Here is a 25,450-nt window from a genome sequence, read left to right on the forward strand (position 1 = left end):
GCCGTGTCCACCACGTCCACCGTGTTCGCCACCGAGCCCCTGCGGATCGTCGCCGTATCGGCCGGGCTCAGCAGCCCCTCCTCGACCCGGCTGCTGGCCGAACGGCTGGCCGGCGCCGCCCGCGAACGCCTGCTGGCCGAACAGGACCGCACGGTCGAGGTCCACGTGATCGAGCTGCGCGACCTGGCCGTCGACATCGCCAACCACCTGGTGACCGGATTCCCGCCGAGCGCCCTGGAAAGGGCGATCAAGGAGGTGGCGGAGGCGGACGGACTGATCGCCGTCTCGCCCGTCTTCACCGCCTCGTACAGCGGACTGTTCAAGTCGTTCTTCGACCTGATCGACAACACGGCGCTGACCGGCAAGCCCGTCGTCATCGCGGCGACGGGCGGCACCGCCCGCCACTCGCTCGTCCTGGAACACGCGATGCGCCCGCTCTTCGCCTACCTGCGGGCCACCGTCGTACCGACCTCCGTGTACGCGGCCTCGGAGGACTGGGGCTCGTCCGGTGACGAGTACACCGACGGCCTGCCGTCCCGCATCCGGCGCGCGGGCGGTGAGCTCGCGGCCATGATCGCGGGCGGCCGGGCGGTCTCCGGGGCGTCGAGGGCGCTCGGGCTCGACGACGAGGTCGTGCCGTTCGAGCAGCAGCTCGCCGATCTGCGGCTCGACTGAGTGGCCCGCCCGAGTGGCCCCGCCGCTCGAAGCCCTGTCCGGTTTGATTAGAGTTGGATCGAAAGATGCGTCGTGCGGGGTTTTCTCGCACGACGCCTCTGCGCACTGAGCCGAAACGAGCTGGAGGCAGAGATGGGCAGGATCGTGGTGGGCGTTGACGGCTCCGAGTCGTCGATCAAGGCACTGCACTGGGCCGTACGCCAGGCGGAACTGACCGGCGACAAGGTGGAGGCCGTCAACAGCTGGGAGTACCCCGCGACGAGCTGGGCGTCCATGATGCCGGGCATGCCGGAGGACTTCGACCCGCAGGCCGTGGCGACCGTGTCCCTCACCGAGGCACTGGAGGAGGCCCTGGGCGCCGAGGGCGCGGCCGAGGTCAGCAAGGTCGTGGTCATCGGCAACCCGGCGCAGTCCCTGCTGGAACGCGCCAAGGGCGCGAACCTGCTGGTCGTCGGGGCGCGCGGCTACAGCGGCTTCAAGGCGACGCTGCTCGGCTCGGTCAGCCTCCATGTCACCCAGCACGCACCGTGCCCGGTGACGGTCGTACGCGACTGAGCACGACCGGGCACAGGGGAGGACATGAGGACGGGCCCGCGCCGAGCGCGGGCCCGTCCTCATGTCACGGGAGGCGCGCTCACGTCCGCTCGTGGGTGTAGAAGATGTAGAACGTCGTGATGAACATCCCGAGGCCGACCGCCAGTCCCAGCGCCGAGGACCGCAGCACGCTCGAACCGGTCACCCCGACCAGCAGGCCGATCGCCGCGGCCGTCAGCGCGCCGTACGCCGCCGCCCGCACCAGGGGCAGCAGGGTGTGCTGGATCCGGCCCAGCGCGAAGCACAGGACAGCGAGCACCACCGCGGTGATCAGGCCGTACCAGAACTGCCGGCCGCCGCTCGCGCCGTTGTTGCGGAGGACGAACGACGCGTAGAGGCCGTACGCCGCACCCAGCGTGACGGGAACGGCCCAGGCGCGCGCGCTGTGCTGACGTGTACGTGACCGTCTTCGGGGCCGTCCGCGTGTCGGTATCGCTGCATGTGTGGCCATGGCGGAGAACTCCTTCCGTCGCCCCTTTGTCCCTCCAGAGCACACCCGGCCGCACCACCCGGCAACTCGGATGGCGTACGGCCCGGGGCGCACCGGCTCCGTACGGGATTCCCTGGAGGGATGCGGACGTACATCTCGGCGGCTCCGACGGCGGTGGTACTGGTGCTGCTCGCTGTGCTCGTCCCGCTGAGCGCGCTCTCCGCCTGGGCGGATCTGGAGATCGACAACACGGACCGCTACGTCGCCGCGGTCGCCCCGCTCGCCTCCGACCCGGACGTGCAAGGCACCGTCGGCGACCTCATCACCGACGCGACGATGCAGCAGGTCGACGCCGGTCCGCTCCAGAGCACCGTGCGGGACTTCCTGCACCAGGCGGTCATGTCCTTCACCACCACGGACGCCTTCCGGGCCGCGTGGAACGCCGCCAACCGCACCGCCCACGAGGCCGTCAGCGCCGCGCTGAACGGCAACACCGGCGAGGCCGTGACCATCGACCTGGCACCCATCACCCAACAGGTCAAACAGAACCTGGAGGGGAACGGGGTGCCGTTCGCCGACCGGATTCCGGTCCAGCACACCGACATCACGCTCATCTCCGCCGACCGCGCCGGCCAGCTGCGCCAGACCTTCCGGTGGCTGCGCGCCGCCGGCGTCCGGCCCGCCGTGGGCACGGTCGTGTTCGCCGTCCTGACGGTGCTCGTGGCCTGGGTGCGCGGCGGGCCGGGGCGCGGGCGCTCCGGGCGCGCCGCGCTCTTCGCCACGGCGGTGGCCGGGGCCGGTTTCGCGCTGGGGGCGCTCGTGCTGCGTGCGGTGATCGCGGTCGCCCGCGACCGGGTGCTCGCCGAGGTGCCCACCAGCGAGACGGGCGCTGCGGCGGCGGTGTACGACGCGCTCACGAGCTCCCTGCGCACGACGGCGTGGATCGTGTTCGGGGCGGGGCTGGCGGTGGCGGTGTGCGCGGTGCTCGGGAGGTGGTGGGCGGCCCGGCGGCGGACGGTTGTGTAGCGGGCCCGGTTCGACGTGCGGCGGCGGGCGCGCCGGGGAAGAGTGGTTCTCGTGACTGCCGGATCGGGGCGACTGAGAGGTCTTCCGTATGCGAGCGATAGCCGTCAGCGCGTTCGGGGCCGACCCCGCACTGGTCGAGCTGCCCAAGCCCGAGCCGGAAGCCGGGGAGGTACGGGTCAGGATCGAGTACGCCGCACTCAACCCGTGCGACTGGCAGGCCGCCCAGGGCTCCCCGGACGCCGGACCCGCCCGGCGCGTGTTCCCGCTGGTCGTCGGCGTGGACTTCGCGGGCCGGGTGGACATGATCGGCCGCGGCGCGAACCGCTTCCGGGTCGGCGACCAGGTCTTCGGCCGGATCGGCGACGCCCACGACTTCGGCCGGGCCGGAGGGCCGACGGCCCGCGCCGGCACCTACTGCGACTACGTGTCCGTGCCGCAGGACTCCGCCATCACCTTCGTCCCGGCCGGCCTCCCCCTCCGTACCGCGGCCGCCCTGCCGTCCGCCGGGATGACGGCCGCCCAGATCCTGGAGAGCGCGGTGCTCCGCGGCCACGAGAGCCTGCTGGTCATCGGGGCGGCGGGCGGCGTCGGCAGTTGTCTGACCCAGCTCGCCTCGGCCCGCGACGTACGCGTGATCGCGGCCGTGCGCGGCGACGAACACCAGCGGATGGCGGCCCTGGGCGCCACCGTCACGATCGACACCACGGAACGCCCCCTCGAAGCGGCGGTACGGGAGAGCTGCCCGGACGGCGTCGACGCACTGGTCGACCTGGTCTCCACGATCCCCGAAGCCTTCGCCGCCCGTGCCGCGCTGGTACGCACCGGCGGGATCGCCCTCACCACGCGGGGCGTCGCCGCCGGAGCCGCGCTCCCCGCGGACGTGACCGGCATCGACTTCCGGCTCGAACCCAGCCCGGTCCTGCTCGACGTCCTGGCCGCGGGCGCCGCCGAAGGCGTACTGCGCGTGCCCATCGACATCGAACTCCCGCTGGAGAAGGCCCCGCAGGCCCTCGACCGGAACCGGACGGGCGGCGGACGCGGCAAGACCGTCATCGCACTCCGGTCCCGGACCACGCGCGCAGACCCGTAAGGAGACGCCATGGACGACCGGGAACGCGACATCGAACACGACATCATCGACAACATCGGCGGACTCATCGCCGAGGAACGGGACCTGCGCAACCGATCCACCGGGGAATCGGGCCTCACCGAGGACCAGATGTCCCGCCTGCGTACGGTGGAGATCCGGCTCGACCAGTGCTGGGACCTGCTGCGACAGCGCCGCGCCCTCAGGGAGTTCGGCGAGGACCCGTCCGCGGCGACGGTACGGCCGGCCGACGAGGTCGAGGGCTACGAGGGCTGAACGCACCACACAGGGGGACGCATTGACCGACACGGAGGCCGGAGCCGGACGCAGGCGTGCCGCACCGCCCCCCTGGCTGCTGAGCGGACTCCGCCCCCAGCCGGCCACGCCCGTCCCCTGGGCCGCGGCCGTCCGCGCCTCTCTCGCCCTGGCCGGCCCGCTGGCCGCCGGCTTCGCGCTGGACCGGCCGGCGTACGGCGCGCTCGTCTCCATGGGGGCGCTCTCCGGCGTCATCGGCGACACCGCCGACGCGTACCGGATGCGCATCCTCAACATCGCCGTACCGCAGCTCTTCGGCGCGCTCGGCATCATGCTGGGCACGCTGGTGTTCGGGACCGGCTGGGCGGCCGTCGCCGCGCTGACCCTGGTCGCTCTGGTCTCCGGCATGATGTCGACGATCGGCGCCGTCGCTTCCGTGTCCGGGCTGCTGCTCCTGCTCAACGCGGTGGTCGGCGCGGGGCTCCCGATGCCGAAACCCTGGTGGGTGGCGCCGCTGCTGCTGACGGTCGGCGGCCTGTTCGTCCTCACCATGACGCTGCTGGCGTGGCCGCTGCGGCGCAAACTGCCGGAACGGGTCGCGGTCGCGGGCACCTACCTCGCGGTCGCCGACCTGCTTGCCGCCGCGGGCACCGACGCGTACGAGGAGCGGCGGCAGGCCGTCACCCAGTCCCTCAACACGTCCTACGACCTGATCCTGGCCCGCCGGGCCCGCTACCACGGCCGCAGCAACGCCATGGTGCGGCTGCTCGCCCAGCTCAACGTCGTCATCCCGCTCGTCGAGGCGGCGCCCGCGGTACACGTCCGGCGGTGCCCGCTCCCGGACGAGATCCCGGCGGCGGTACGCGAACTCGCCGCCGCCGTCGAGGAGAGCCGCACCGGCGACGCCGAACTCACCCTGCCCGCCCCGGACTCACCCGCCACCCGGGCGGTGGACAGCGCGCTGCGGCACGCGGCGGCCGTCGTCCACAAGGCCGACCCCGACCCGTACAACGTCGACGACCGGCTCGGCCGCCCCGCCGCGCTCGGGGTACGGATCCGGCGGACGGCACGCGACGTGCTGCTCTCCGGGCCCTCATGGCGGTACGGGCTGCGCCTGGCCCTCTGCATCGGCCTGGCGCAGGCGCTGACCTCGCTGATCCCGGTGCCCCGCTCCTACTGGGTCGCGCTGACCGTCACGTTCGTCCTGAAGCCGGACTTCGGCTCGGTGTTCTCGCGGGCCGTGCTGCGCTCGGTGGGGACCGCGGCCGGTCTCGTGATCGCCGCGCCGATCCTCGCCGCGGTGCCGATCGGCTGGTGGGACGTGCCGGTGATGGTGGTGCTCGCGGCACTGATCCCGGCGTTCACGGCGAAGGGGTACGCGTTCCAGACCGCGGCCATCACCCCGGTCATCCTGCTCCTGTCCGACCTGCTGAACCACCAGGGTTTCCACCTGGTCTGGCCGCGCTTCCTGGACAGCCTGATCGGCTGCGCCATCGTGCTCGTGGCGGGCTACCTGCTGTGGCCGGAGAGCTGGCACGTCCGGATCGGCCACCGGCTCGCGGACGCGGTGACGGACATCGCCGACTACGTGGCGTACGCGTTCGAGCCGGGCGGCCCCGGCGACCGGGCGGAACGGGTGAGGGCCCGGCGCCGCATCTACCGCGACCTGTCCGTCGTACGTTCCGAGTTCCAGCGCGCCCTGACCGAACCGCCGCCGGTCGGCACCCGGGCCGCTGCCTGGTGGCCGCTGGTCGTCGCGGTCGAACGCATCGTGGACGCGACGACGGCGGCCCGGGTCCGCGTCGACCACGGAGCACCGGAACCGCCCGCCGCGGAAGTGGCCGGGATCCAGCGGCAACTGCGGGAACTGGCCGAGGGGATACGCGCCAGCGAGACCCTGGTCGGCGTACGCGCGGAACTGCCGGGCGACGAGGAGGGGGTACTGGCTCCGCTGCGCCAGGAGGTGGCGGCGGCGCGGGCGATCGCGTCACCGCAGCCGTAGCCGCAGCCCGCGCTCTCCTCGTCAGGCGGTGGGCCCGGCCCCCCGCAGGCGCTCCATCTCCCGCCGGTCCCGCTTCGTGGGACGCCCCGCGCCCCGGTCCCGTACCGGAACCTGGATTGCCGCCTCGCGCGGCGGCGGGGGCGGGCTGTTGTCGGCGAAGCACTCCGCCGCCACTGGAGGGCCGACCCTCTTCTTGACCAGCTTCGACACGACGACGATCCGGTCCCGGCCCGCGTGCCGGAGCCGCACCTCGTCGCCGACGTGCAACGCCTGGGCGGGCTTGGCCCGCTCGCCGGCGACCTTCACATGACCCGCGCGGCAGGCGGCAGCGGCCTGCGAACGGGTCTTCGTCAGCCGGACCGACCAGATCCAGACGTCGACCCGAACGCTGCCCTCCGCCTGCGGCGCCTCACCGGAAACCATGCAGCCGACTCTAGTGCGGTGCGGGCCCCGGGTCAGGTCACGCGACGCGGACCAGGTCCTGTGAACCAGGCCCTGATCCGGTGAGGTCCTGATCCCGACAGGCCTGATCCGGTCAGATTTTGATCCGGTCGGATCCCGGTCCGGATCAGTTCCTGCGGATCAGCCGAAACCACTGATCACCTCGCCCGCCACGGCGATGCCGGATAACAGGCAACGGTGCGCCTGACTGCTGGTCAGGCACACCTTCCGCTCACGCCGACCAGGCAACTCGGGACCACGTGGGCACATGTGAACGACGTACATCAGGTCCGCACGGCATGCGCGCAGGACTCGGTCGGAGCTCGGTTGCGGCTCAGTTTTCCCACGGGCGGGCCGCACCACCGAACGGCCGGATCCGGCCGCTAACCTTACGTATCCGCCCTGGCCAGGGATGAATCCCGCAGGTCGGACATTTATCGCACCCAACTCACGCGAAAGGCCTCGCCCATGGGCATTCGGAGCTTGCTGCGCAAGGTGTTCGGCCGCGACCGCGCGGAGCAGGACGCGCCGGCGTCGGCGCCGACGGCCACGGTCCCGCCCCAGACCGAACGCACCGCGCCCGCGGAGTCGGAGCCGGTCACGACGACGGTGGACGAGCCCGCTACGGAATCCGCCCCGGTGCGCGAAACCGCCCCGGCCACCAAGGCCTCGGTACCGGCCCCCGCCTCGCCCCGGCCCGCCACCGGTGACAGCGGTCTGGCATCCGACCTGGTGGCAGCGGCCTTCGACAAGGCGTCCCTGGCCACGGTCCCCTCCCAGGGCTCGGCCCCGAAGCCGAAGCCGAAGCCGAAGCCGGCGGAGGCCGAGGTCACGGAGCCGGTGGCCGCGCCCGCCACCGAGACCGAGACCGAGCCGGAGATGGTTGCTGCGGAGGGCCCCAAGACCGAGCCGGAGGCCACGGCCGTCGCAGAGGCCGACGTTCCTGCCGAGGACGAGCCGGAGGCCGAGCCCGTCAAGGCCGAGGCCACGGCGGAGGCCCCCGCCGAGCCGAAGACCGCACCCGCCACCGAGCCGGAGCCCGTCGTTGCCGAGGCCGAGCCGAAGGCGGCCACCGAGCCGGAGCCCGTCGTTGCCGAGGCCGAGCCGAAGGCCGCTGCCGTGGACGAGCTCGAGCCCGTCACCGCCGAGCCCGAGCCCGTCGCAGCCGTCGCCGAGCCGACGGCGGACCCGGCCACCGAGCCGGACGCACCTGCCACCGAACCGGGGCCGGAGCCCGTCGCCACCGCTGCCGAGCCCGTCGCCACCGCCTCCGAGCCGACGGCGGAGCCGGCCACCGAGCCCGAACCCGCCACGGCGGAGGCTCCCGCCGAGCCGGAGACTGTGCCCGCCACCGAACCGGAGCCGGAGTTGGAGCCCGTCGCCGCCGCCGCCACCGAGCCGGAGCCGGAGGCCGCACCCGCACCCGCACCCGCCACCGAGACCGAGCCGGAGGCCACGTCGGCCCCCGACCCCGCCCCCGAAGCAACCCCGGCCCCCGCGCCCGCCCTCCCCCTCGCCCGGGTCAAGTCCGGTGCGCCCGGGCTCGTCGAGCCGTACGAGGCCGCCCAGGCCGCGCTGGAGGCGCACGGGCTGACCGGGCTGCGTGCCACCGTCTACCTGGTCTTCGACCGCTCCGGCTCCATGCGGCCGTTCTACAAGGACGGCAGCGCCCAGCACCTGGGCGACCGCACCGTGGCCCTCGCCGCGCACCTGGACGAGAGCGCCACCGTCCCCGTCGTCTTCTTCTCGACCGACATCGACGGCACCGGCACGGTCGACCTCGCCGCCCACGAGGGCCGGATCGACGAACTGAACGCGGGCCTGGGCCGCCTCGGCCGTACGAACTACCACCGCGCCGTCGAAGAGGTCGTCGCGCACTACGAGAAGTCGGGGGCGACCGGCCCCGCTCTGGTGATCTTCCAGACGGACGGCCCGCCGGACGCCAAGCAGCCCGCCAAGCAGGCGCTGGCCGACGCGGCGCGGCTGCCGCTGTTCTTCCAGTTCGTCGCGTTCGGCGACGAGGACGCGAAGGGCTTCGACTTCCTGCGGAAGCTGGACGTCCCGAACGCCGGGTTCTTCCACGCGGGCCCCGCCCCCCGTGAGGTCGCGGACGCCACGTTCTACCGCGAGGTCCTCGCCGCCCTCCCCGCCTGGGTCGCGGCGCGCGAAGCGGCGACCGAAGCGGCGACCGAAGGCTGAGCCACCGGCAGGCGTACGGTCACGGCGAGCCCGCCCGCGGGGCCCGGCACCGCCGTGACCGTACCGCCGTGCGCCACCGCAATAGAACGCACGATCGAGAGACCGAGACCCGAGCCCCGCCCCATCCGGTCCTTGCCCTCGCCCCGCCGGAACGGCTCGAACAGCCCGGGGATGTCCGCCGCGTCGACCACGGGCCCGGTGTTGCGTACTTCCAGCAGTGCCCCGCCGCCGGCCGTCACCAGGGACACGTCCACCGTCCCGTCGGGCACGTTGTACGTGACGGCGTTGGCCAGCAGATTCGCCACCAGCTGTGCGAGCAGCAGCCGGTTCCCCCGTACCGCGCACGGCCCGGCGTCGACGTTCACGCCCGGGTGCCGGGCCGCCTCCTCCGCCACCACCTGCGCGAGGTCCACCGCTTCCCGCTCGCTCGCCGCGAGTCCGCGTTCGCTGCGGGCCAGGACCAGCAGCCCCTCGATGAGCCGCTCGCTGCGCCGGTTGTTGTCCAGGAGCGTCTGCCGGGTCCGTACGAGATCCTCCTGGGACGGGTCGTCCAGACCGATCTGGATCGCGGCCCGCTGGGTGGCGAGGGGGGTGCGCAGTTCGTGCGAGGCGTTGGCGATGAACCGGCGCTGGCTGTCGAACGCCTTCTCCAGCCGGGCCAGCAGCGCGTCGAGCGTGTCGCCGAGCTCCTTCAGCTCGTCGTCGGGGCCGCTGGACGCGATCCGTTCGTGCAGGGTGTGCTCGGAGAGCCGGCGCGCCTTCGCGGTCATGGCGTGGACGGGCCGCAGGACCCGCCCCGCGGTCCACCACCCCACCGCGACCGCGCAGGCCGTCATGACGAGCAGCGCGGCCACGGACCATACGAGCAACTGATGACCGGCCGCGTCGCTGACGTGGTCGGTGAGGTCGTAGACGGTGGGCGGGCCGAGAGTCCGCCGGGTGACGAGGGGGCCGTTCACCGCGTAGCCGGGCTGGACGACCGCGGCGGTGCGGGCGATGGCGCGAGCCTGGGAGTCCGTACCGGCACGGGAGGCGAGGTTGACGGTGGCGAGCAGCGCCGTCCCGAGCACCAGGAACACCCCGCCGTACACGAGCGCGATCCGCGTCCGGATCGTGGAGTGCTGGACGTGCGGGACGCGTGGAACGCGCTGGACACGCAGGACGCGCAGGACCGACGGGCCGCGCGGCGGGCGGTTCACAGGGCGTACCCCACGCCCTGCACGGTACGGATCAGGGCCGGCTCCCCGAGTTTCCCCCGCAGCTTGCTCATACAGACGCGTACGGCGCCGGTGAACGGATCGGCGTTGGCGTCCCAGGCCCGCTCCAGCAGCTCCTCCGCGCTGACGGTCCCGCCGTCCGCCTCCAGCAGCAGCTGGAGCACTGAGAACTCCTTCGGCGAGAGGTCGAGCTCCCGCCCCTCCCGGGAAGCGGTGCGCCGCACGGTGTCGAGCCGGATGCCGTGCCGCTCCAGCTGCGGCGGTACGGGGCGGGCGCTGCGTCGCCGCAGCGCCCGTACCCGCGACACCAGCTCGGGGAACTCGAACGGCTTGCCCAGATAGTCGTCGGCGCCGAGATCGAGGCCGGCGACCCGGTCCTCCATGGAACCGGCGGCGGTGAGCATCAGGATCCTGGTCCGGGAGCCGGAGGCGACCAGCCCGCGCGCCACGTCGTCACCGTGCACCCGTGGCAGATCGCGGTCGAGGACGACGACGTCGTAGTCGTGCAGCCCCAGGTAGGCGAGGGCGGCATCGCCGCTGTACACCGTGTCGACGGCGAACCCGGCCCGCCGCAGCCCGGTGGCGACCAGCTCCGCCAGTATCTCCTCGTCCTCGGCGACCAGTACCCGCATCGTGATGTCCCCTGCCTCGTGCATGCGTGTCCACTCCCTCCCAGGATGCGTCTTTGTTACCGGAAGGGATGTTTCGCAAAGGTCTCCGCACAGCCTGTCACCGGGCTCCCGGAACCAACTCCGGCCTCAAGCGCGTTACATGTTCAAGGTGTTGGACCCGTGTATGAAACGGAGGGGTGCGGTGACCGGTTCCACAGACGGCGACGACTGGCTCGACCTGGCGGACGCCCTCGATCTGCTGCGCTCCCAGGTGGCCGAGTCGCAGCGCAGGGCCCAGCGCTCCGAGGTCCGTTTCGGTGTGGAGCAGATCACCGTCGACTTCGAGCTGGAGCTGATGCGGACCCGGGAGGGCGGTGGCGGTCTCCGCTTCGGCGTCGCCGACGCGAAGGCCCGCCAGGAGAGCGGCCGGAGGTCGGTGCAGCGGGTGAGCCTGACGCTGAAACCGGAGCGGCCGGGCGGTGGGGACGTACAGATCGGCGACTGGGAGTAGGTGACCCGGATTCCGGGCGGGACGCGCCGGGCACGGCGGACGAGACGTACGGGGGTGGGGTGCCGTGGACGAACACCGTGTGGTCCGCATCCATGTCCGCCACCGTGACGGACGTACCCGCACCGGCTCGGGCTATCTGGTCGCACCCCGGCTGGTGCTGACCGCGGCACACCTGCTGGCCGAGGACGCCGAGCCGCTGGTCGCCGTCCCCTCGGACCTCTCCGCGCAGCCGGACGCCTCCGCGCCCCCGGACCCCGCCGCATCACCGATCCCCGCCGCGCAACCGGACGCCTCCGCGCAACCGATCCCCGCCACGCCACCGGACCCCGCCGCACCGCCGAATCCCGACGCGCCGCCCTTCACCGACTCACCGCCCTTCACCGAGTGGCCCGCCCCGTCCGTATGGTCCCGGCTCGACGACACGGTCGACGCGGCGCTGCTGCACATCACCGCAGCCGCCTGGCGGCCGCCCGCCTGTTCGCACGGGTCCGGGGACTTCCGCATCCAGCGCTGGGGGCGGCTGGTCACCGACACCACGGGGCACACCGTCTCCTGTGTCGGCTACCCCCGTATGCAGCGCGACGCCTCCGGCAGCGGCGTCGAGCAGCTGTCGGCCACCGTCAATCCGCTGACCGGCAGGGCCAAGGGCCGCTACGAGCTGCTGGGGACGGCCTCCACGTTCGGTGGCCCCGGCGGTGGCACGCCGCACGACGGCGTGTCCCCGTGGTCCGGGATGTCGGGCGCCGCGGTGTTCAGCGGCCCCCTGCTGCTCGGGGTGGTCCGGCACGACCGGGGAGCCCGCACCGGTGCCCGGCTCTCCGCCACCCGCAGTCATGAGCTGCTGCGGGACGACGCCTTCGTCCGCACACTCACCGCCCACACCGGTCTGCGCCCCGAGGCCGAGGCCGCGGACCTGGCCGCCCTGCTCTCGCCCGCGCCCCCGCAGCGTGCCCTCGTCTCCCCCGCGACACTGCTGCGGGCCGATGTCGAGGCCGTGTCGTTCCGCGGCCGGACGGACCAGCGCGAGGAGCTCCGCGCCTGGTGCGAGGCGCCGGGCCGACAGCTCGCCGTGCAGGTCCTGGTGGCGCCCGGCGGCCAGGGCAAGACCCGGCTCGCCAGGTGGCTGGTGACCACGATGCGCTCGCTCGGCTGGGCCGCCGGATTCATCCGGAGCGAGCTGCCGGACACCGCCGCGGCGCTGCTCCCGCACATCGGCGGGTTCGCCCGGATCCAGCACCCCGCCGTGTTCGTCGTCGACTATGCCGAGTCCCGGCCGAATCTCATACGGGAGCTGATCCGCCAGTCGCTGGAGTGTGCCCACCCCGTCCGGGTCCTGCTGCTGTCCCGTTCGATCGGCACGTGGAAGACGGAGGCGAGGGACGCCCCCGCCTCCGTGCACGAACTCCTGGACCTCGCCCCGTTCACCCTCCTGCCCGCCCTCGACGACTCGGTCGTCGACCGTGACTCCGCGTTCGTACAGGCGGCGAAGGACCTGGCGGAACTGCTGGGGCAGGTGCCGGACCACCACGGCGTGGACTGGCCGTCGGTGGCCCGCTCGGTGTCCCCGCCGCCCACGGCGGACCGGCCCGTCTTCGAGGCGGCGCTCACCATTCAGATGAGTGCCCTGCTGGCCCTGCTCCGGCACGACCGGGCACAGTCCGCCCCCGCCACCGAGCCACTGCCGATGGCGCTTCTGAGGCACGAGAAGCGTTACTGGGTACGGTCCGCCGCCGCCGTGGGCATCCCGCTCGGGGAGGCCGAGCTGTCCCGGGCCGTCACCGCCGCGACCCTGTGCGGCGCGTCCGGCCCGGCGGAGGCGGTGGCCACGGCCGGCCGGATCCCGGGCATCCCGTCCGGTCTGCGCACCCGCGTCGCCGAGTGGCTGCGCGCCCTGTATCCGTCCCCGCAGAACACCCTCTACTGGGGCCAGCTGCACCCGGACCGGATCGCGGAGTACCACGCGAGCCGCACCCTCATCGAAACGGACGGCCTGCTGACCGCGCTGTTCCGGGACGGATCGCCGGAACAGCAGATCCGTACCCTGGACGTGCTCACCCGGGCGGTGGTCGGCCATGCCAACGCGGGCCGCTCCACCATGGCGGAGCAGCTCCTGTCCCAGCTGAACGGCACCCTCGACGAGGTACGGGTCGCCGCGCCGGTGCTCCGGGCGTGCGCGGCCGCGCTGCCCGACAGCTCCCATGTGCTGGCCCCGCTGGCCCTGCGGATCGCGCGGATGCTCCTGGACCGGTACGCCACCGAGCCCGGTACGCCCGCGACGGTGCTGGCGTGGGCGTACCGCAATCTGGCCACACGCAGCCTCGACATGGCGGACGAGCAGACCGCGCTGGCGGCCGGCAGCAAGGCCGTGGAGCTCTGCCTCGGCCCGGTCGCGGACGAACCGGGCGACCACGAGGCCGATCTGGCCCACGCGCTGTACCTGTACGCGATGGCCCTCTCCGACGACGACCTGGAGAGCCAGTCCCGGGCCGCTCACCACGCGCTCCGCCTGCGGCTGCGGCTCGCCGCCCAGGACCCGGCCCCGCACCGGCGAGACCTCATCCAGTCGGAACGCCAGGTGGCCTCCGTCCTGTGGCGGATGGACCGGCGGGAGGAGTCGGACGAGCACAGCCGGAGGGCGGGGGAGGAGAGCGAACGGCTGAACGAGGAGCAGCCGGGACGGCATCAGGACCTGCTGGCCTACAGCCTGCGGGATCTGAGCGTCGGGCACTGGCACGACGAGGAGTACGACCAGGCCATCGCCGCCGACGAACAGTCGGTGGCCCTGCTGCGGCGGCTGACCGCGGCCAACCGTGACGGCTACGCGACACGCCTGGCGCACTCACTGCAGTCCCTTTTCGTCACCTACAACACGGCGGGCCGGCTGGCGGAGGCCATGGCCATGGCGGACGAGGCCCTGGGCATCCTTGAACCGCTGGCGGCCGAGCGCCCCGCCGTCCACCAGGCACCGTTCGCGGAGGTCCTGCACAATCTCAGCTTCGTGCACGAGGACCTGGGCGACCGGGGCGCGGCGCTGGAGACCGCCCGCAGAGCCGCCTCGCTGCGCGAGGAACTGCCCGCCGGGACACCGCGGCGACGCCGACGCACCGCACTGGCCAACTCCTTCGTCCGCATCTCGTACCTGCTCCGGGTCGAGGAGCGGTGGGCCGAGGCCCTGGACTTCACGTCGCGCGCCCTGGCCCTGCGACGCCTCATACCGAACCCCCTCGGCCCGGAACGAGCACGCACCGCGGACACCCTGTCCGATCTGGGCTGGACCCTGTCGCGGATCGGCAGATACCCGGAGGCGATCACTGCCCTGTGCGAATGCGTCGCTCTGCGGCGTGTGCTTCTGCGGGAAGCCGCCGGTGTTCCCAGGAAGCACGACGAACGCGAAGGGGAACTGATCTACGTCCTCACCGAACTCGCCTACGCCTACAACCGGCAGGACGGGATCGTGGCCCAGCGCATCCTGCTGCGGGAGGCGCTGATCCTGCTGCGCCGCAGACACCGGGCGGACCCCGACAGCTGGGCCGAAGCGCTCGCCCGGTGCCTGAGCGCCCTCGGCGAGAATCCGACGGACGTCCGTCAGGTGATCCCGCTCCTCGAAGAGGCCGTCGATCTGTACGCCGGCATGCTCCGCGCCGGGGGCGACGAGACTGCGCGTGACGGGCTCCTTCTCGCGCTCGCCCGCCTCCGTAACGCCCAGAGCAACACGGGCCGCCACCGGGCCGCGGTGCGCACCGGGCTGCGTCTGCTGGAGACGGCCGCAGGGGCCGACGCCCGGCCGGCCGTCCACCGTGCCACCGACCACACCTGCCTCGCCTCGGCATACGCGCGGACGGGGGCGTACACCGAGGCGCGGGCCCACTCCCGACGCGCGGTCGCTCTCTGCCGGGCCGCCCTCGCGGAGGGTGCCTGCAGCCTCGGCAATCTGGCCTGGCACCTCCTGGAACAGGCCCGGGTCCTGGACCGCGGCGCCCTCCGGGGCGACTGGCACGCCACGGCCGCGGCTCTCGCACCGGCCCGCGAGTCGCTCGCGCTCTACCGGTACCTGGCCCGCAGCGACCCCGCCGGGTACACCACGGCGCAGCGGGAGGCGGTCACCCTGGTCGCCGGAATTCTGCTGCGACTGGGCCGCGTCGCCGAGTCCGAAGCCGTCCGGCACCGCCACGCCGCATGAGCCATTGCCTCCGGGAACAACCGCCAAGAAGCGGCCGCCGACAAACGAATGCCGACAAACGACTGCCGACAAACGACTGCCGATAAATGATGGCCGGCAAGTGCCCGACGAGAAGTGCCCGACGAGAAGTGACGGACGAGGAGTGCCCCCGTGACCACCGAGAACCCCTACGACTCCTTCGACGCCGATGCGGTCACCCGTCAGGAACAGCAGCGCGATCTTGTCTTCCCGACCCTCGACGCCTTTGTCACCCAGTACCTCGCCCCGATACTCCGGGACCGTGACGTCACCGGGGTGGGCGCCTGGTGCCCGAACTGGTGGAAGCATCCGGAGGTCATCGCCAGGCTCGGGGTGCTGTGGCGCGCCTTCGAATATCTGCGGCAGGACACGGGGCTCGGCCTGTCGCACTGGTGGCTGCACCATCTGGACCCGCATATGACCGTGCTGTTGCACCCGGTGACCGGCCCCTTCCGGAACTGCCGCTCGGGTCATGGCGACGGCACCGACCTCCCGGTCGTCCCTGCCCCGGCGGAGTTGCTGGACATCCCCGCCTTCTCCGTCCACGCCGAGGACCCCTTCGCCCCCTGGTCCGAGGGCGGCCGACCGTAATCGGTGTGAGTCGATCTTCCGCAGGCCGTTAGGATTTCGACCATGGCGGCCACTGGATCCGAGAAGCAGGGGGCGACGGCGTACTACGTCTCGACCCCCATTTACTACGTCAACGACGCTCCTCACCTGGGCCACGCCTACACGACCGTCGCAGGCGACGTGCTCACGCGCTGGCACCGCCAGCGCGGTGAGAAGGTGTGGTACCTCACCGGCACGGACGAGCACGGTCAGAAGATCATGCGCACTGCCGAGGCGAACAACGTCACCCCGCAGGAGTGGTGCGACAAGCTCGTGGAGGAGGCCTGGAAGCCCCTCTGGGAGCACCTGAACATCGCGAACGACGACTTCATCCGTACGACGGAGAAGCGGCACACCGACCGGGTGCAGGAGTTCGTGCAGGACCTGTACGACAAGGGCGAGATCTACAAGGGCGGCTACGAAGGCCCGTACTGCGTGGGCTGCGAGGAGTACAAGCTCCCCGGCGACCTCATCGAGGACGAGAACGGCGTCAAGCTGTGCCCGATCCACAAGACGCCGGTGGAGATCCTCAAGGAGGAGAACTACTTCTTCAAGCTGAGCGAGTACGGCCCGAAGCTGATGGAGTTCTACGCGAACAACCCCGGCTTCATCCAGCCCGAGTCCGCCCGCAACGAGGTCGTGAACTTCGTCAAGCAGGGCCTGCAGGACCTCTCCATCTCCCGCTCGACCTTCGACTGGGGCGTCCCGGTGCCGTGGGACGAGAAGCACGTCATCTACGTGTGGGTCGACGCCCTGCTGAACTACGCCACGGCGGTCGGCTACGGCGCCAACCAGGAGAAGTTCGACGGGACGTTCCCCGCCGACGTCCACCTGGTCGGCAAGGACATCCTGCGCTTCCACGCGGTGATCTGGCCCGCGATGCTGATGGCGCAGGGTCTGCCGCTGCCGGGCCGGGTCGCGGCCAACGGCTGGCTGATGGTCGGCGGCGAGAAGATGTCGAAGTCGAACCTGACCGGCATCAAGCCGCAGGACCTGACCTCGCACTTCGGCGTGGACGCGTACCGCTGGTACTTCCTGCGCGCCATCGCGTTCGGCAGCGACGGCTCGTTCTCCTGGGAGGACTTCTCCGCCCGCTACACCTCCGAGCTCGCCAACGACTACGGCAACCTCGCCTCGCGCGTCGCCGCCATGGTCGGCAAGTACTTCGGCGGGGCGCTCCCCGAGGCCACGGCCGCGGGTGACGCCGAGAAGGCGGTCCAGGAGGGGCTGGCGAAGGCCGTCGCGACGGCCGACGAGAAGATCGGTGAGGAGCTGGACTTCCAGGCCGGCATCCTGGCGATCTTCGGCTTCGTGAAGCAGGTCAACGGCTACATCACGGAGCAGGAGCCCTGGAAGGTCGCCAAGGACACGTCCCCCGAGGGCCAGGCCCGCCTCGCGACGATCCTGTACACGGCCGCCGAGTCGCTGCGCGGTGTCGCGGTCCTGCTGAACGCCGTGATGCCGGAGACCTCGCAGAAGCTCTGGGACTCCCTCGGCGCCGAGGCGTCCCTGGGCGCGCTGTCCGACCAGCGCGTACAGGACGCGGGCACCTGGGGCCGGCTCCCGGTGGGTACGACGGTGACGAAGGGCGCGGTGCTGTTCCCCCGCCTGGAGGAGAAGCCGGCGTAAGTACGTACACACGACGAGGGGCCGGGACCGCACGCGGCGGTTTCCCGTGGTCGTTGCAACGCGTGGCCGGTTGTCCGGGCCGCGAGCAGTTCGGACAGACGCCCGGCTGGGGTTTCCCAGCCGGGCGTTTTGCATGGGCGCCGGTTCGGTGACGATCGGCCCCGCTGACAGCGGGTCGGTCAGGCAGGGTCACCCGGTCGGTCCAGGTCTTCAGGGCGCCGGGGACGGAGAAGCTGTACATGGGCGTGCCGATGAGCAGGACGTCGGCCGCGAGACGTTGTTCGATCAGCGGGCGGGTGACCGCCCAGTCCTCGGCAAGCCTGTTCACGGCGGTCACCTCGTCCATGGTCCTGAGGTCCTTCACCCCGTTCAGGGACGACTGGGCGGACAGTTCCGGGGAAAGGACCGGTCTCAGCTCATCGCCTTCTTGATGAGCGAGCCGATGCGTGCCTCGTCGGCGGCGGTGAGTTCCGTCAGGGCGTAGGCGGTGGACCACATGGTGCCTTCGTCGAGATTCGCCTGGTCGCTGAAGCCGAGCGTGGCGTACCTCGCCTTGAACTTCTGCGCGCTCTGGAAGAAGCAGATGATCTTGCCGTTCTTGGCATACGCGGGCATCCCGTACCAGAGCTTCGGCGAGAGGCCCGGCGCGTTGGTCCTGACGATGTGATGAATCCGCTCGGCGAGGACACGGTCCGCCTCCGGCATCTCGGCGATCTTCCCGAGCACCTCGCTCTCCCCGTCCGCCTTGGCCGCACGCGGACCGCGGCGCGCGGCCTTCTTCAGCTCTTGGGCGCGCTCCTTCATCGCGCCTCGTTCCGTGTCCGTGAAACCGTCGTACTTCTCGTCGACTGCGCTGGTGCTCCTGATGGATGTCTGCGTGCTCTTCATCGCGGGATTCCTTTCTCGCGGCGGCTTGAGCAGGACCCATTGATGCCAGGGATCCGCTGCGGCGCCGACTTCTTCAGAACTGGTCGGTTGTCGTCCGGGTGAGAACAGCACCAGTGACCTCGACGCCCACCGGCGACACCACTTGGCCTACGAGCACCAGTGACTCCGCGCCCTCAGCGGTGCGGACGGGTGAGCAGGACCCGGGGGTGTTCCCGTGCGGCGGGAAGCCGAGCCGACGGCCGTTGCGCACGAGGTCTCGGTCCTGTTTCGCGCGAGTGTTCCGCTGCCCCTCCAGGGGCAGGAATCCGTCGGGGCGGTCGTCCCGTGACCGGCAGCCGGGTCGGGCGGACAGCGAGGACGGATCAGGGCGTGGGCGTCACCGACGCGGCCTCCCAGGCAAACCCGTCCGGGTCGGTGAAAGACCCGGCATCGCTGCCCAGCACGAGCCGGCGCGAGCCGCTGCCGTCGATGGGGACGCCGACGTCCTTGGCAAGGGCACGGCGCCCGTACAGCGCCAGCTTGACGGAACCCGCCGGTGAGACGAACTCGACGTACTTGCTGCCGAAGCTCTTCGCCACGGCGAGGCCGCGGTCGACGTAGAACCGCTTGCTCGCGGCCACGTCCGTGGCCCCCAGCAGGAGCACGGTCTGCTCGATCTGCCCGGTGGCCGGGCCGGTGTCCTTCTTCGCGGATGTCGCGACTTTCCAGATGGTCCCGTCCGGAGCCTGTACGACGCCGCCGTAGCCCCAGAACGACTTCGAGACAGGCTTCAGCGGCGTGGCACCGGCGTCGAGGGCGGCCCCGATGAAGCTGCTGACGTCGGCAGGCCGGGACACCGTGAGCGACAGCGCGAACCCACGGAACCCGGTCGTCGGCGCCTTTGAGGCTCGCAGGTGCACCTGAATACCCGAACCGAAGGCGGTGTAGAAGCGGTCGGCGGCCGTGGGATCGGCCACCTCAAGGGTGACGGACTCGATGGAGGTCATAGTGGCCAAGCTAGTTACGGCTCGTCGCCGGCGCTTCTCGATTCCTGACCGGTCTGGTCACCTGTTTCGCCACACACGACGGTATCCCCGCCGCACCGCCCGCCTCCCGGCGCCGGTAGACGCTGGGAGGCACACCGACCAGCTCGGTGAAGCGACTGCTGAAAGTGCCCAGTGACGAGCAGCCGACCGCGAAACAGACCTCGGTGACGCTGAGGTCGCCACGGCGCAGGAGCGCCATCGCGCGCTCGATGCGCCGCGTCATCAGATAGGCGTACGGCGACTCGCCGTAGGCCAGCCGGAACTGGCGACTGAGGTGTCCGGCCGACATGTTCGCGCCGCGGGCGAGCGCCTCGACGTCCAACGGCTGCTCGTACTCCCGGTCGATCCGATCGCGAACGCGGCGCAGCCGCGCCAGGTCGCTCAGGCGCTGCGCCGCGGTAAGTGCGCTCATCCAGGCAGGATGGCACATGAGAGAACTCCCTTCATCGATGTTCGCGAGCACGTGGGTTGCCTCCCGAGACAGGCGGCGAGGTGATCGTGGCGCCGGCCACCGAGGCCGAACCGACTGCCGAACGCCTCAGCGAAGCTCTTGGATACGGACCAGGTTGCCCGCGGGATCGCGGAAGGCGCAGTCGCGGACGCCGTAGGGCTGCTCGGTCGGCTCCTGGACGACCTCGGCGTCGCCGGCCTGCACCTTCTCGAAAGTGCCGTCGAGGTCCCGGGTGGCCAGCAGGATCCAGCCGTAGGTGCCCTTGGCCATCATCTCGACGATGGTGCGGCGCTCGTCCTCGGTGACCCCGGGGTCGGCGGCCGGTGGCGCCAGGAGGATGGAGGTGCCGGGCTGGTCGACGGGGCCGACCGTGATCCAGCGCATCTTGCCTTGTCCGACGTCGGTGCGGATCTCGAAGCCGAGGGTGTCGCGGTAGAAGGCCACGGCGGCGTCCGGGTCGTCGTGCGGGAGGATGGTCGTGTGAATGGTGAGGTCCATGGCCATCACGCTAGTTGCGGTCCGGTGACCGGCGCTTCTCGATTCCTGACCGGTCCGGTCACCCGACCCGGATCGGCGCAACGCGAGCCCCGGCAGGTCTGGACAACGACGAAGCCCCGGACCGTTGGCGGTCCAGTGCCATCCAGGCCGACAGCCCTTCCGAGTCCAGCACGACGGTTTCGATGCGCTCACTCATGCGGCGTCCGCATCCTTGGAGGTGCTGGCGGGCTCTTCGGGCAGTTCGCCGGTCAGCAAGCTCGTCCCGGGGGCGTGCTGCTTCCGGCACGCGACCACTTTGCCGTTGACCAGGAGCTCGATCTCTCCGTGTCTTCCGGGCCCGACGTTCACGGTGATCGAGTGGTCACCCTGATCGAGGTGGAAGTGATGGCTGCGCCCCATGACGCACCTCCACAGTGCTGTCGGCAGGTCCGGCCCAGATCCGGCGCCCTCCCCGACCGTATCTACGCAGCGACGCGCTGAACGGGGTCCACGGAACTGAGGAGGGAACGCGTCCTGGTCCCTGGCCGACTGCGGGAGATTCCGAGAGCGACAATGGTGGGTGGGTGCCGTGCTGGTCGGTTCATGGAGTCAGGTCGCGAGGTCCTGCCCGGTGGACCGGGTGCCGAGCCGGCGGGAGACGACGATGAACGGCTCGGTCCGTGTCGGACAAGTTGTCGGGGTACCACTGCGGATGCACTGGAGCGTGCCGCTGCTGGTGGTCCTGTTCGCGTACGGTCTCGGCCGCCAGACCCTCCCCGCATGGACTCCAGGGCGCTCGGATGCGGTGTACACCTTCGCCAGTGCCGTGGGGGCCCTGCTGCTCATGGGCAGCCTCCTGCTCCACGAGACGGCACACGCTGCGACTGCCCGCAGGAAGAAGATCGCGGTACAGGATGTGACGCTGTGGGCGCTGGGTGGGATGACCCGGATGGGGCGACCGCCGACGGCCGCGGTGGCTTTCGCAGTGGCGATCAGCGGGCCGCTCACCAGCCTGGCCATCGGAAGCGTCGCGCTCGGAGCGGGAATCGGGCTGCACGCGATGTTTGGCTGGGCGGTGCCCGCCGCCGTTCTGGTGTGGCTCGGCTGGGCGAACCTGTTCCTGGGCGCCTTCAACCTCCTTCCCGCTGCGCCGCTCGACGGCGGAAGGGTGGTGCAGGCGCTGTTGTGGTGGCGCACCGGAGACCGGGAACGTGCGGATCGGGCGGCCTCCCGAAGCGGTCAGGTCATGGGCGGGCTGCTGATGGCCTTCGGCTGGATCTCCTTCCTGCGCGGGGCGCCGGGCGGGCTGTGGCTCATCTTCGTCGGTCTCTTCATCACGGTCGTCGCCGGCACCGAACGGCAGCGCGCCGTGATCCACACAGCACTGCGGGGCATCAAGGTCGCCGATGCCATGTCCAGCCCGGTGACCACCGGCGCCGACTGGCTGACCATCCGGCATTTCATCGACGAGGTGGCAGTGAACTCCCGCCATTCCGCTGTGCCGCTGCTCGATTTCGAAGGCCGTCCCAGCGGGATCGTTCAGATACGCAAGCTCGCCCGGATACCGGGAGCGCGCCGGGAGGAGCTGCGGGTGCGCGAGGTGGCGGTCCCGCTGTCACAGTGCGCAGTTGCCGCCCCGAGTGATCTTCTGAGTGAGGCTCTCGACAAGCTCCGCCCGGGTACTGGTATGCGCATTCTCGTCGTGGACGGGCACCATCTGGTGGGAATCGTCACCGCGAAGGACATTTCACAGCTGATCCAGCGGCACACACTGGGGGGCCAAGGGCCCGACTGAGCCCGGGGCCCATACTCTCAAGTGGTGCGTCCGCGGGTCGTGGGGAGCTGCCTGTCGACCACTGTTCACCGGTTCCTGACCCCCTTGACCGGCACGTAGTGGCACGCGTCTCCCTCGGTGACCGAAGTGTCTCTCGGCCGGCCATCCAGCCCCGACGGAGTGCACGACGAATCAGGGCCGGTCGTACCAGGCGATTGCCGTGATCCGCCAGCCGTCCGAGGTACGGACGAACTGGATGGTCTTGGTCCCGCCACCCTCGAACGGCTCACCGTCCAAGACTCCGGACTTGCGGTATTCGCCGAACCTCGACGCGATATCGCCCGCGACCTCGGTCCGCTCGGAGGTCTCCCACTCGTAGAACCCGACCAGTCGACCGTCGGACAGCAGTCGCCGGCGAGGCTCGATGAACTCGTCCACGGTGTAGACCGTGAACTCTGGGGCGGTCTTGACGATCACGCCGTTCGGAAGAACCAGCCGCCGGATCCGGGCCACGTCGGCAGCCTTGCCGCCCCGATTGTCAAAGGCGCCGAAGAACTCGGCGGTCACTGAGTCGATCTCGGTCTTGGACATGGACGCGACGCTAACACCGAAGGGCGAGGGCTCAGTTGCCGAGACCACCCAGCCGACCGGGGCGGATGCGGGCATCCCGACCTGCAGCGGTCTCCTGGTCAGGGTGACTGGTTGGAATCCATGAGCCGGCTCTTCCAGGCCCGGGCGGCGGTCTCGACCCGGTTGCGGACTGCGGCTGCCGACGGTCACGCATTCCTGCCACGCGAGGTGCGACCGCGGCTACAGCGGTGCGGCGGAACCGGCGATTGCCCTCCGCAACGGTCCGGCCGCTAGGGGTCGGCGCCGCGGACAGACCGAAGCGCACTGCCCCTCGTCGCCACCGATCTCCCCGACCGGTACACGCTCCATCACCGGCACAGCGTGACCCCTTTCGCGTTTCACAGGTATCGAAGCAACGAATCGGTCCGCGTCCCCTGTCGCCGGCATTACAACCGGAATCGCCGCCGGCTGCTGCCCTCGGACGAGCCGTTCGAGGGCACTGCCGGCTGTCATCGCCCGCGTTGTCGGATCGGTGGGCCACGGAGTGCGGCGAGGACCATGACGACGGTCCACGCGTCCGGGGTGAAGGTCGCATACGTTCGGGGCCGCCCAGTCCGTACCCGTCTCAGGACCGGCCCGCCACACCAGCATCCGCCGTACGGTGGCACCGGCGGGTCCGGGCAGTGAGCGTACGTTCAGAACACCGGCAGGGCGACGACCGAGCCCCTGTTCAGCAGGAACACCCGGTTGCCCGCGGCGGCCATGTGCCAGAGACCTTTCGACTCGGGTTCGTAGGTCCACATGAGTCGGCCGTCCGATTCGCCGCTCGGGCTGTTCCCGAAGGCAGATACGCCTGACGAGGTGCCCCCCTCGACGATCCACAGGGTGTTGCCCTGGACGACCGGTGGAGTGCGGGACGGGAGGGTGCCGTCCGGCCATGAGACACCGGCTTCGCTGCCGGATGCCTTGTCGACCCGGTAGAGACGGCCGTCGTCGATGGCGGCGATGGAGTCGTCGGTTGTCGCGGGAGAGCCCCACCCGTCCTGATCGGGGTTCAACGACTGCGAAGCCGCGGACCACACCTCGTCGCCGCTCTTCAGGTCGAGTGCCAGGAGCGATTTCCCGCCGACGTAGACGAATCGGTCCTCGACGGCCGGTGTCAACGCCGTCCTGGCCTGGCCGTCCAACTGCCAGGCGTTGCTGCCGTCGGCCGAGTCGAGGGCGAAGTAGTGCCCGTCCGCTGTGCAGACGACCAGCCGGCCGGATCCCGCACCGGCCACGGCCGCCGGGTCGATGACGATGCCCGCGGGGGCCTCCGCGGTCCAGCGGACCTTGCGGGCTTCGGTGTCGACCGCGGCCACCTCGCCGTCCTTCGTCAGCACGTACACGAGCGCCGCGTCGGGTGCGGTGGCCAGTAGTCTCTCCGCCTTCGCCGGGACACTCCACCGCGGCTCACTGGTGGACGCGTCGAAGGCAAGGACGTTGCCGTCGGCATCGGCCGCGACGAACTGCTCGGCCGTCAGCCGCAGGAAGCCCGCGGACGGCGACACCTCCGGAAGCGACCACTTCTGCCGGCCGTCGGTCACGCTGTGCGCCGCAAGTCCTCCCGACGGGCCGGCGAACATGACGACATCCCGTACCGGCAACAGCATGGACGCGCTCGGAGCGGCTGCCTTCAGCGGCCCCCACAGGGGTTTTGGCGGCGTGCCCGGCTCGTACTCGCCGGAAGCCAGCAGCTTTGCCGGTTCGGCGTCCGCGGCGTCGGGCAGATCGGGCCCTCTGGTCAGCCACCAGGCTGTTGTGCCTCCTCCCAGTGCCAGCACCGCTCCGCCGGCGGCGAGCGAGGTGAGGAAGCGCCGCCGCGACGGCTTCGCACCCGGAACAGTGGTGGCGGCCAGAGTGGTGAGCTGATGTGTCCGGGTCTCGTGCTCCTTGATCTGCCTGCCGAGAATGCCTTGTTTCCACAACCGGTGTGCGCCGCGAGGGGGTGCGAATGCCTGGATGACCGACGAGGGGTGGGGACGGTGTGCGGGCTCTTTGGCCAGGCAGGGGGCGATGAGGGGGCGGAGCGCTTGCGGCACGGCGTCGAGGGCGGGGCTTCCGTGCACCACTTCGTACTGCACCGCCGCGACATGCGCACCTTCGTACGCCTGCCTGCCGCTTGCCGCGTACACCAGTACCGCACCGAGGGAGAACACGTCGGCCGACGGGCCGACCCGCTGACCCAGAATCTGCTCAGGTGCCCCGTATCCGGGGGTGGCCGGTGCCTGGCCTGTGGTGGTGAGGGTGAGGCCGTGCTCGGGGCGTGCGATGCCGAAGTCGATGATGCGGGGGCCCGAGGAAGTGAGCACGATATTGGCCGGCTTGAGGTCGCGGTGGATCAGCCCCGCCGCGTGAATCTCCTGCAGCGTCGATGCCAGGGCGCCGGCCAGCGCGCGTACGCCGGCGTCGTCCAGCGGTCCGTGGTCCGTGATCGCCTGCTCCAGTGTCGGCCCCGACAGATACTCGGTGGCGATCCAGGGGCGCCCGCCCTCGGTCTGCGAGCCGACGACGCGTGCCACGCCGGTGCTGGTCACCGCCTGCGCGGTCTGGGCCTCGCGCAGGAACCGCTGGGCGAGGTTGCGGTTGTGCGCGAGTTCAGGACGCAGCACCTTGACGGCTGCGAGGCGGCCGGAACTGTCGTGACCTACGTACACCTTGCCCATGCCGCCCTCGCCGAGCACTCCAGCGATGCGGTACGGCCCCAGCCGGATCGGGTCGCCGAAACCGAGAGGTTGCATG

23 protein-coding genes and 2 pseudogenes are annotated in these 25,450 nt (G+C 71.2%); 12 read left to right on the forward strand and 13 right to left on the reverse strand.

The features are described from left to right. Positions 1–21: 21 nt before the first annotated feature. Together ACFVV1_RS05610 and ACFVV1_RS05615 are read left to right on the forward strand one after the other, a co-directional pair. Positions 22–675: an FMN reductase gene (locus ACFVV1_RS05610; RefSeq protein WP_389985168.1), complete on the forward strand. Its 654-nt coding sequence runs from the start codon at positions 22–24 to the stop codon at positions 673–675. A 132-nt stretch (positions 676–807) separates the two neighbouring features. Beyond that, positions 808–1,230, forward strand: coding sequence for a universal stress protein (locus tag ACFVV1_RS05615; RefSeq protein WP_389984876.1), 423 nt, complete (start codon positions 808–810; stop codon positions 1,228–1,230). Positions 1,231–1,309: 79 nt separating this feature from the next. Here the strand turns inward: ACFVV1_RS05615 and ACFVV1_RS05620 are convergent, their stop codons facing one another. Then, positions 1,310–1,720, reverse strand: coding sequence for a hypothetical protein (locus tag ACFVV1_RS05620; protein WP_389984879.1), 411 nt, complete (start codon positions 1,718–1,720; stop codon positions 1,310–1,312). Between the two features lie 120 nt (positions 1,721–1,840). Between ACFVV1_RS05620 and ACFVV1_RS05625 the strand changes: the two genes are divergently transcribed. From ACFVV1_RS05625 to ACFVV1_RS05640, 4 genes are all read left to right on the forward strand, one after another. Continuing rightward, positions 1,841–2,725, forward strand: coding sequence for a hypothetical protein (locus tag ACFVV1_RS05625; RefSeq protein ID WP_389984882.1), 885 nt, complete (start codon positions 1,841–1,843; stop codon positions 2,723–2,725). Between the two features lie 88 nt (positions 2,726–2,813). Continuing rightward, a complete protein-coding gene (locus ACFVV1_RS05630; RefSeq protein ID WP_389984885.1) occupies positions 2,814–3,815 on the forward strand; it encodes an NADP-dependent oxidoreductase in 1,002 nt (333 codons plus the stop codon). 9 nt (positions 3,816–3,824) lie between these two features. Then, the gene (locus ACFVV1_RS05635) at positions 3,825–4,088 is read left to right on the forward strand and encodes a DUF2630 family protein (protein ID WP_389984888.1); all 264 of its coding nucleotides are present in this window, start codon (positions 3,825–3,827) and stop codon (positions 4,086–4,088) included. Positions 4,089–4,110: 22 nt separating this feature from the next. Continuing rightward, complete coding sequence (locus tag ACFVV1_RS05640; protein ID WP_389984891.1) at positions 4,111–6,069, forward strand: FUSC family protein; 1,959 nt, start codon at positions 4,111–4,113, stop codon at positions 6,067–6,069. Positions 6,070–6,090: 21 nt separating this feature from the next. On the opposite strand, the gene ACFVV1_RS05645 is transcribed toward ACFVV1_RS05640, so the two are convergent. Further along, entirely contained in the window at positions 6,091–6,492 is a 402-nt protein-coding gene (locus ACFVV1_RS05645; protein WP_389984894.1) for an RNA-binding S4 domain-containing protein, read from the reverse strand. A 486-nt stretch (positions 6,493–6,978) separates the two neighbouring features. On the opposite strand from ACFVV1_RS05645, the gene ACFVV1_RS05650 reads away from it, so the two are divergent. Then, positions 6,979–8,709, forward strand: coding sequence for a VWA domain-containing protein (locus ACFVV1_RS05650; protein ID WP_389984897.1), 1,731 nt, complete (start codon positions 6,979–6,981; stop codon positions 8,707–8,709). Here ACFVV1_RS05650 and ACFVV1_RS05655 read toward each other — a convergent pair. Together ACFVV1_RS05655 and ACFVV1_RS05660 are read right to left on the reverse strand one after the other, a co-directional pair. Next, positions 8,631–9,878 carry a sensor histidine kinase gene (locus ACFVV1_RS05655; protein WP_389985171.1) on the reverse strand — a complete coding sequence of 416 codons (1,248 nt, stop codon included), beginning with the start codon at positions 9,876–9,878 and terminating at the stop codon, positions 8,631–8,633. The genes ACFVV1_RS05650 and ACFVV1_RS05655 overlap by 79 nt on opposite strands. Before the next feature lie 26 nt (positions 9,879–9,904). Next, positions 9,905–10,558, reverse strand: a complete 654-nt coding sequence (locus ACFVV1_RS05660; RefSeq protein ID WP_198677111.1) for a response regulator transcription factor — start codon at positions 10,556–10,558, stop codon at positions 9,905–9,907. A 181-nt stretch (positions 10,559–10,739) separates the two neighbouring features. Between ACFVV1_RS05660 and ACFVV1_RS05665 the strand changes: the two genes are divergently transcribed. From ACFVV1_RS05665 to metG, 4 genes are all read left to right on the forward strand, one after another. Then, positions 10,740–11,048: a trypco2 family protein gene (locus ACFVV1_RS05665; protein WP_389984900.1), complete on the forward strand. Its 309-nt coding sequence runs from the start codon at positions 10,740–10,742 to the stop codon at positions 11,046–11,048. Between the two features lie 64 nt (positions 11,049–11,112). Continuing rightward, positions 11,113–15,228 carry a tetratricopeptide repeat protein gene (locus tag ACFVV1_RS05670; RefSeq protein ID WP_389984903.1) on the forward strand — a complete coding sequence of 1,372 codons (4,116 nt, stop codon included), beginning with the start codon at positions 11,113–11,115 and terminating at the stop codon, positions 15,226–15,228. Positions 15,229–15,378: 150 nt separating this feature from the next. After that, positions 15,379–15,837: a DUF4913 domain-containing protein gene (locus ACFVV1_RS05675; protein WP_389984906.1), complete on the forward strand. Its 459-nt coding sequence runs from the start codon at positions 15,379–15,381 to the stop codon at positions 15,835–15,837. Positions 15,838–15,879: 42 nt separating this feature from the next. Then, positions 15,880–17,484, forward strand: coding sequence for a methionine--tRNA ligase (metG, locus tag ACFVV1_RS05680; protein ID WP_389984908.1), 1,605 nt, complete (start codon positions 15,880–15,882; stop codon positions 17,482–17,484). 187 nt (positions 17,485–17,671) lie between these two features. Here the strand turns inward: metG and ACFVV1_RS05685 are convergent. The 7 genes and pseudogenes from ACFVV1_RS05685 to ACFVV1_RS05715 form a co-directional block, all read right to left on the reverse strand. Continuing rightward, positions 17,672–17,830: pseudogene (locus ACFVV1_RS05685) on the reverse strand (NAD(P)H-dependent oxidoreductase); the annotation flags it as partial. 65 nt (positions 17,831–17,895) lie between these two features. Continuing rightward, positions 17,896–18,372 (reverse strand): iron chaperone, encoded by a 477-nt coding sequence (locus ACFVV1_RS05690; RefSeq protein WP_389984911.1) that lies wholly within the window; start codon positions 18,370–18,372, stop codon positions 17,896–17,898. Between the two features lie 362 nt (positions 18,373–18,734). Next, positions 18,735–19,358, reverse strand: coding sequence for a glyoxalase (locus ACFVV1_RS05695; RefSeq protein ID WP_389984914.1), 624 nt, complete (start codon positions 19,356–19,358; stop codon positions 18,735–18,737). Between the two features lie 10 nt (positions 19,359–19,368). Then, on the reverse strand, positions 19,369–19,809 hold the full coding sequence (locus ACFVV1_RS05700) for a helix-turn-helix transcriptional regulator (RefSeq protein ID WP_389984917.1): 441 nt from the start codon (positions 19,807–19,809) through the stop codon (positions 19,369–19,371). Between the two features lie 126 nt (positions 19,810–19,935). Continuing rightward, positions 19,936–20,346: a VOC family protein gene (locus tag ACFVV1_RS05705; protein ID WP_389984920.1), complete on the reverse strand. Its 411-nt coding sequence runs from the start codon at positions 20,344–20,346 to the stop codon at positions 19,936–19,938. Positions 20,347–20,470: 124 nt separating this feature from the next. Next, positions 20,471–20,542: pseudogene (locus tag ACFVV1_RS05710) on the reverse strand (DNA-binding protein); the annotation flags it as partial. Continuing rightward, a complete protein-coding gene (locus ACFVV1_RS05715) occupies positions 20,539–20,745 on the reverse strand; it encodes a hypothetical protein (protein WP_389984923.1) in 207 nt (68 codons plus the stop codon). The gene ACFVV1_RS05715 and the pseudogene ACFVV1_RS05710, both read right to left, overlap by 4 nt. Before the next feature lie 244 nt (positions 20,746–20,989). On the opposite strand from ACFVV1_RS05715, the gene ACFVV1_RS05720 reads away from it, so the two are divergent. After that, complete coding sequence (locus ACFVV1_RS05720) at positions 20,990–22,120, forward strand: site-2 protease family protein (RefSeq protein ID WP_389984926.1); 1,131 nt, start codon at positions 20,990–20,992, stop codon at positions 22,118–22,120. Between the two features lie 171 nt (positions 22,121–22,291). Here the strand turns inward: ACFVV1_RS05720 and ACFVV1_RS05725 are convergent, their stop codons facing one another. Then, positions 22,292–22,690: a DUF4440 domain-containing protein gene (locus tag ACFVV1_RS05725; protein ID WP_389984929.1), complete on the reverse strand. Its 399-nt coding sequence runs from the start codon at positions 22,688–22,690 to the stop codon at positions 22,292–22,294. Between the two features lie 674 nt (positions 22,691–23,364). Next, positions 23,365–25,449, reverse strand: a complete 2,085-nt coding sequence (locus ACFVV1_RS05730) for a protein kinase (protein ID WP_389984932.1) — start codon at positions 25,447–25,449, stop codon at positions 23,365–23,367. Position 25,450 lies beyond the last annotated feature (1 nt).

Origin of the sequence: Streptomyces sp. NPDC058092 (assembly GCF_042884935.1) — a bacterium.
Classification (GTDB): Bacteria; Actinomycetota; Actinomycetes; order Streptomycetales; family Streptomycetaceae; genus Streptomyces.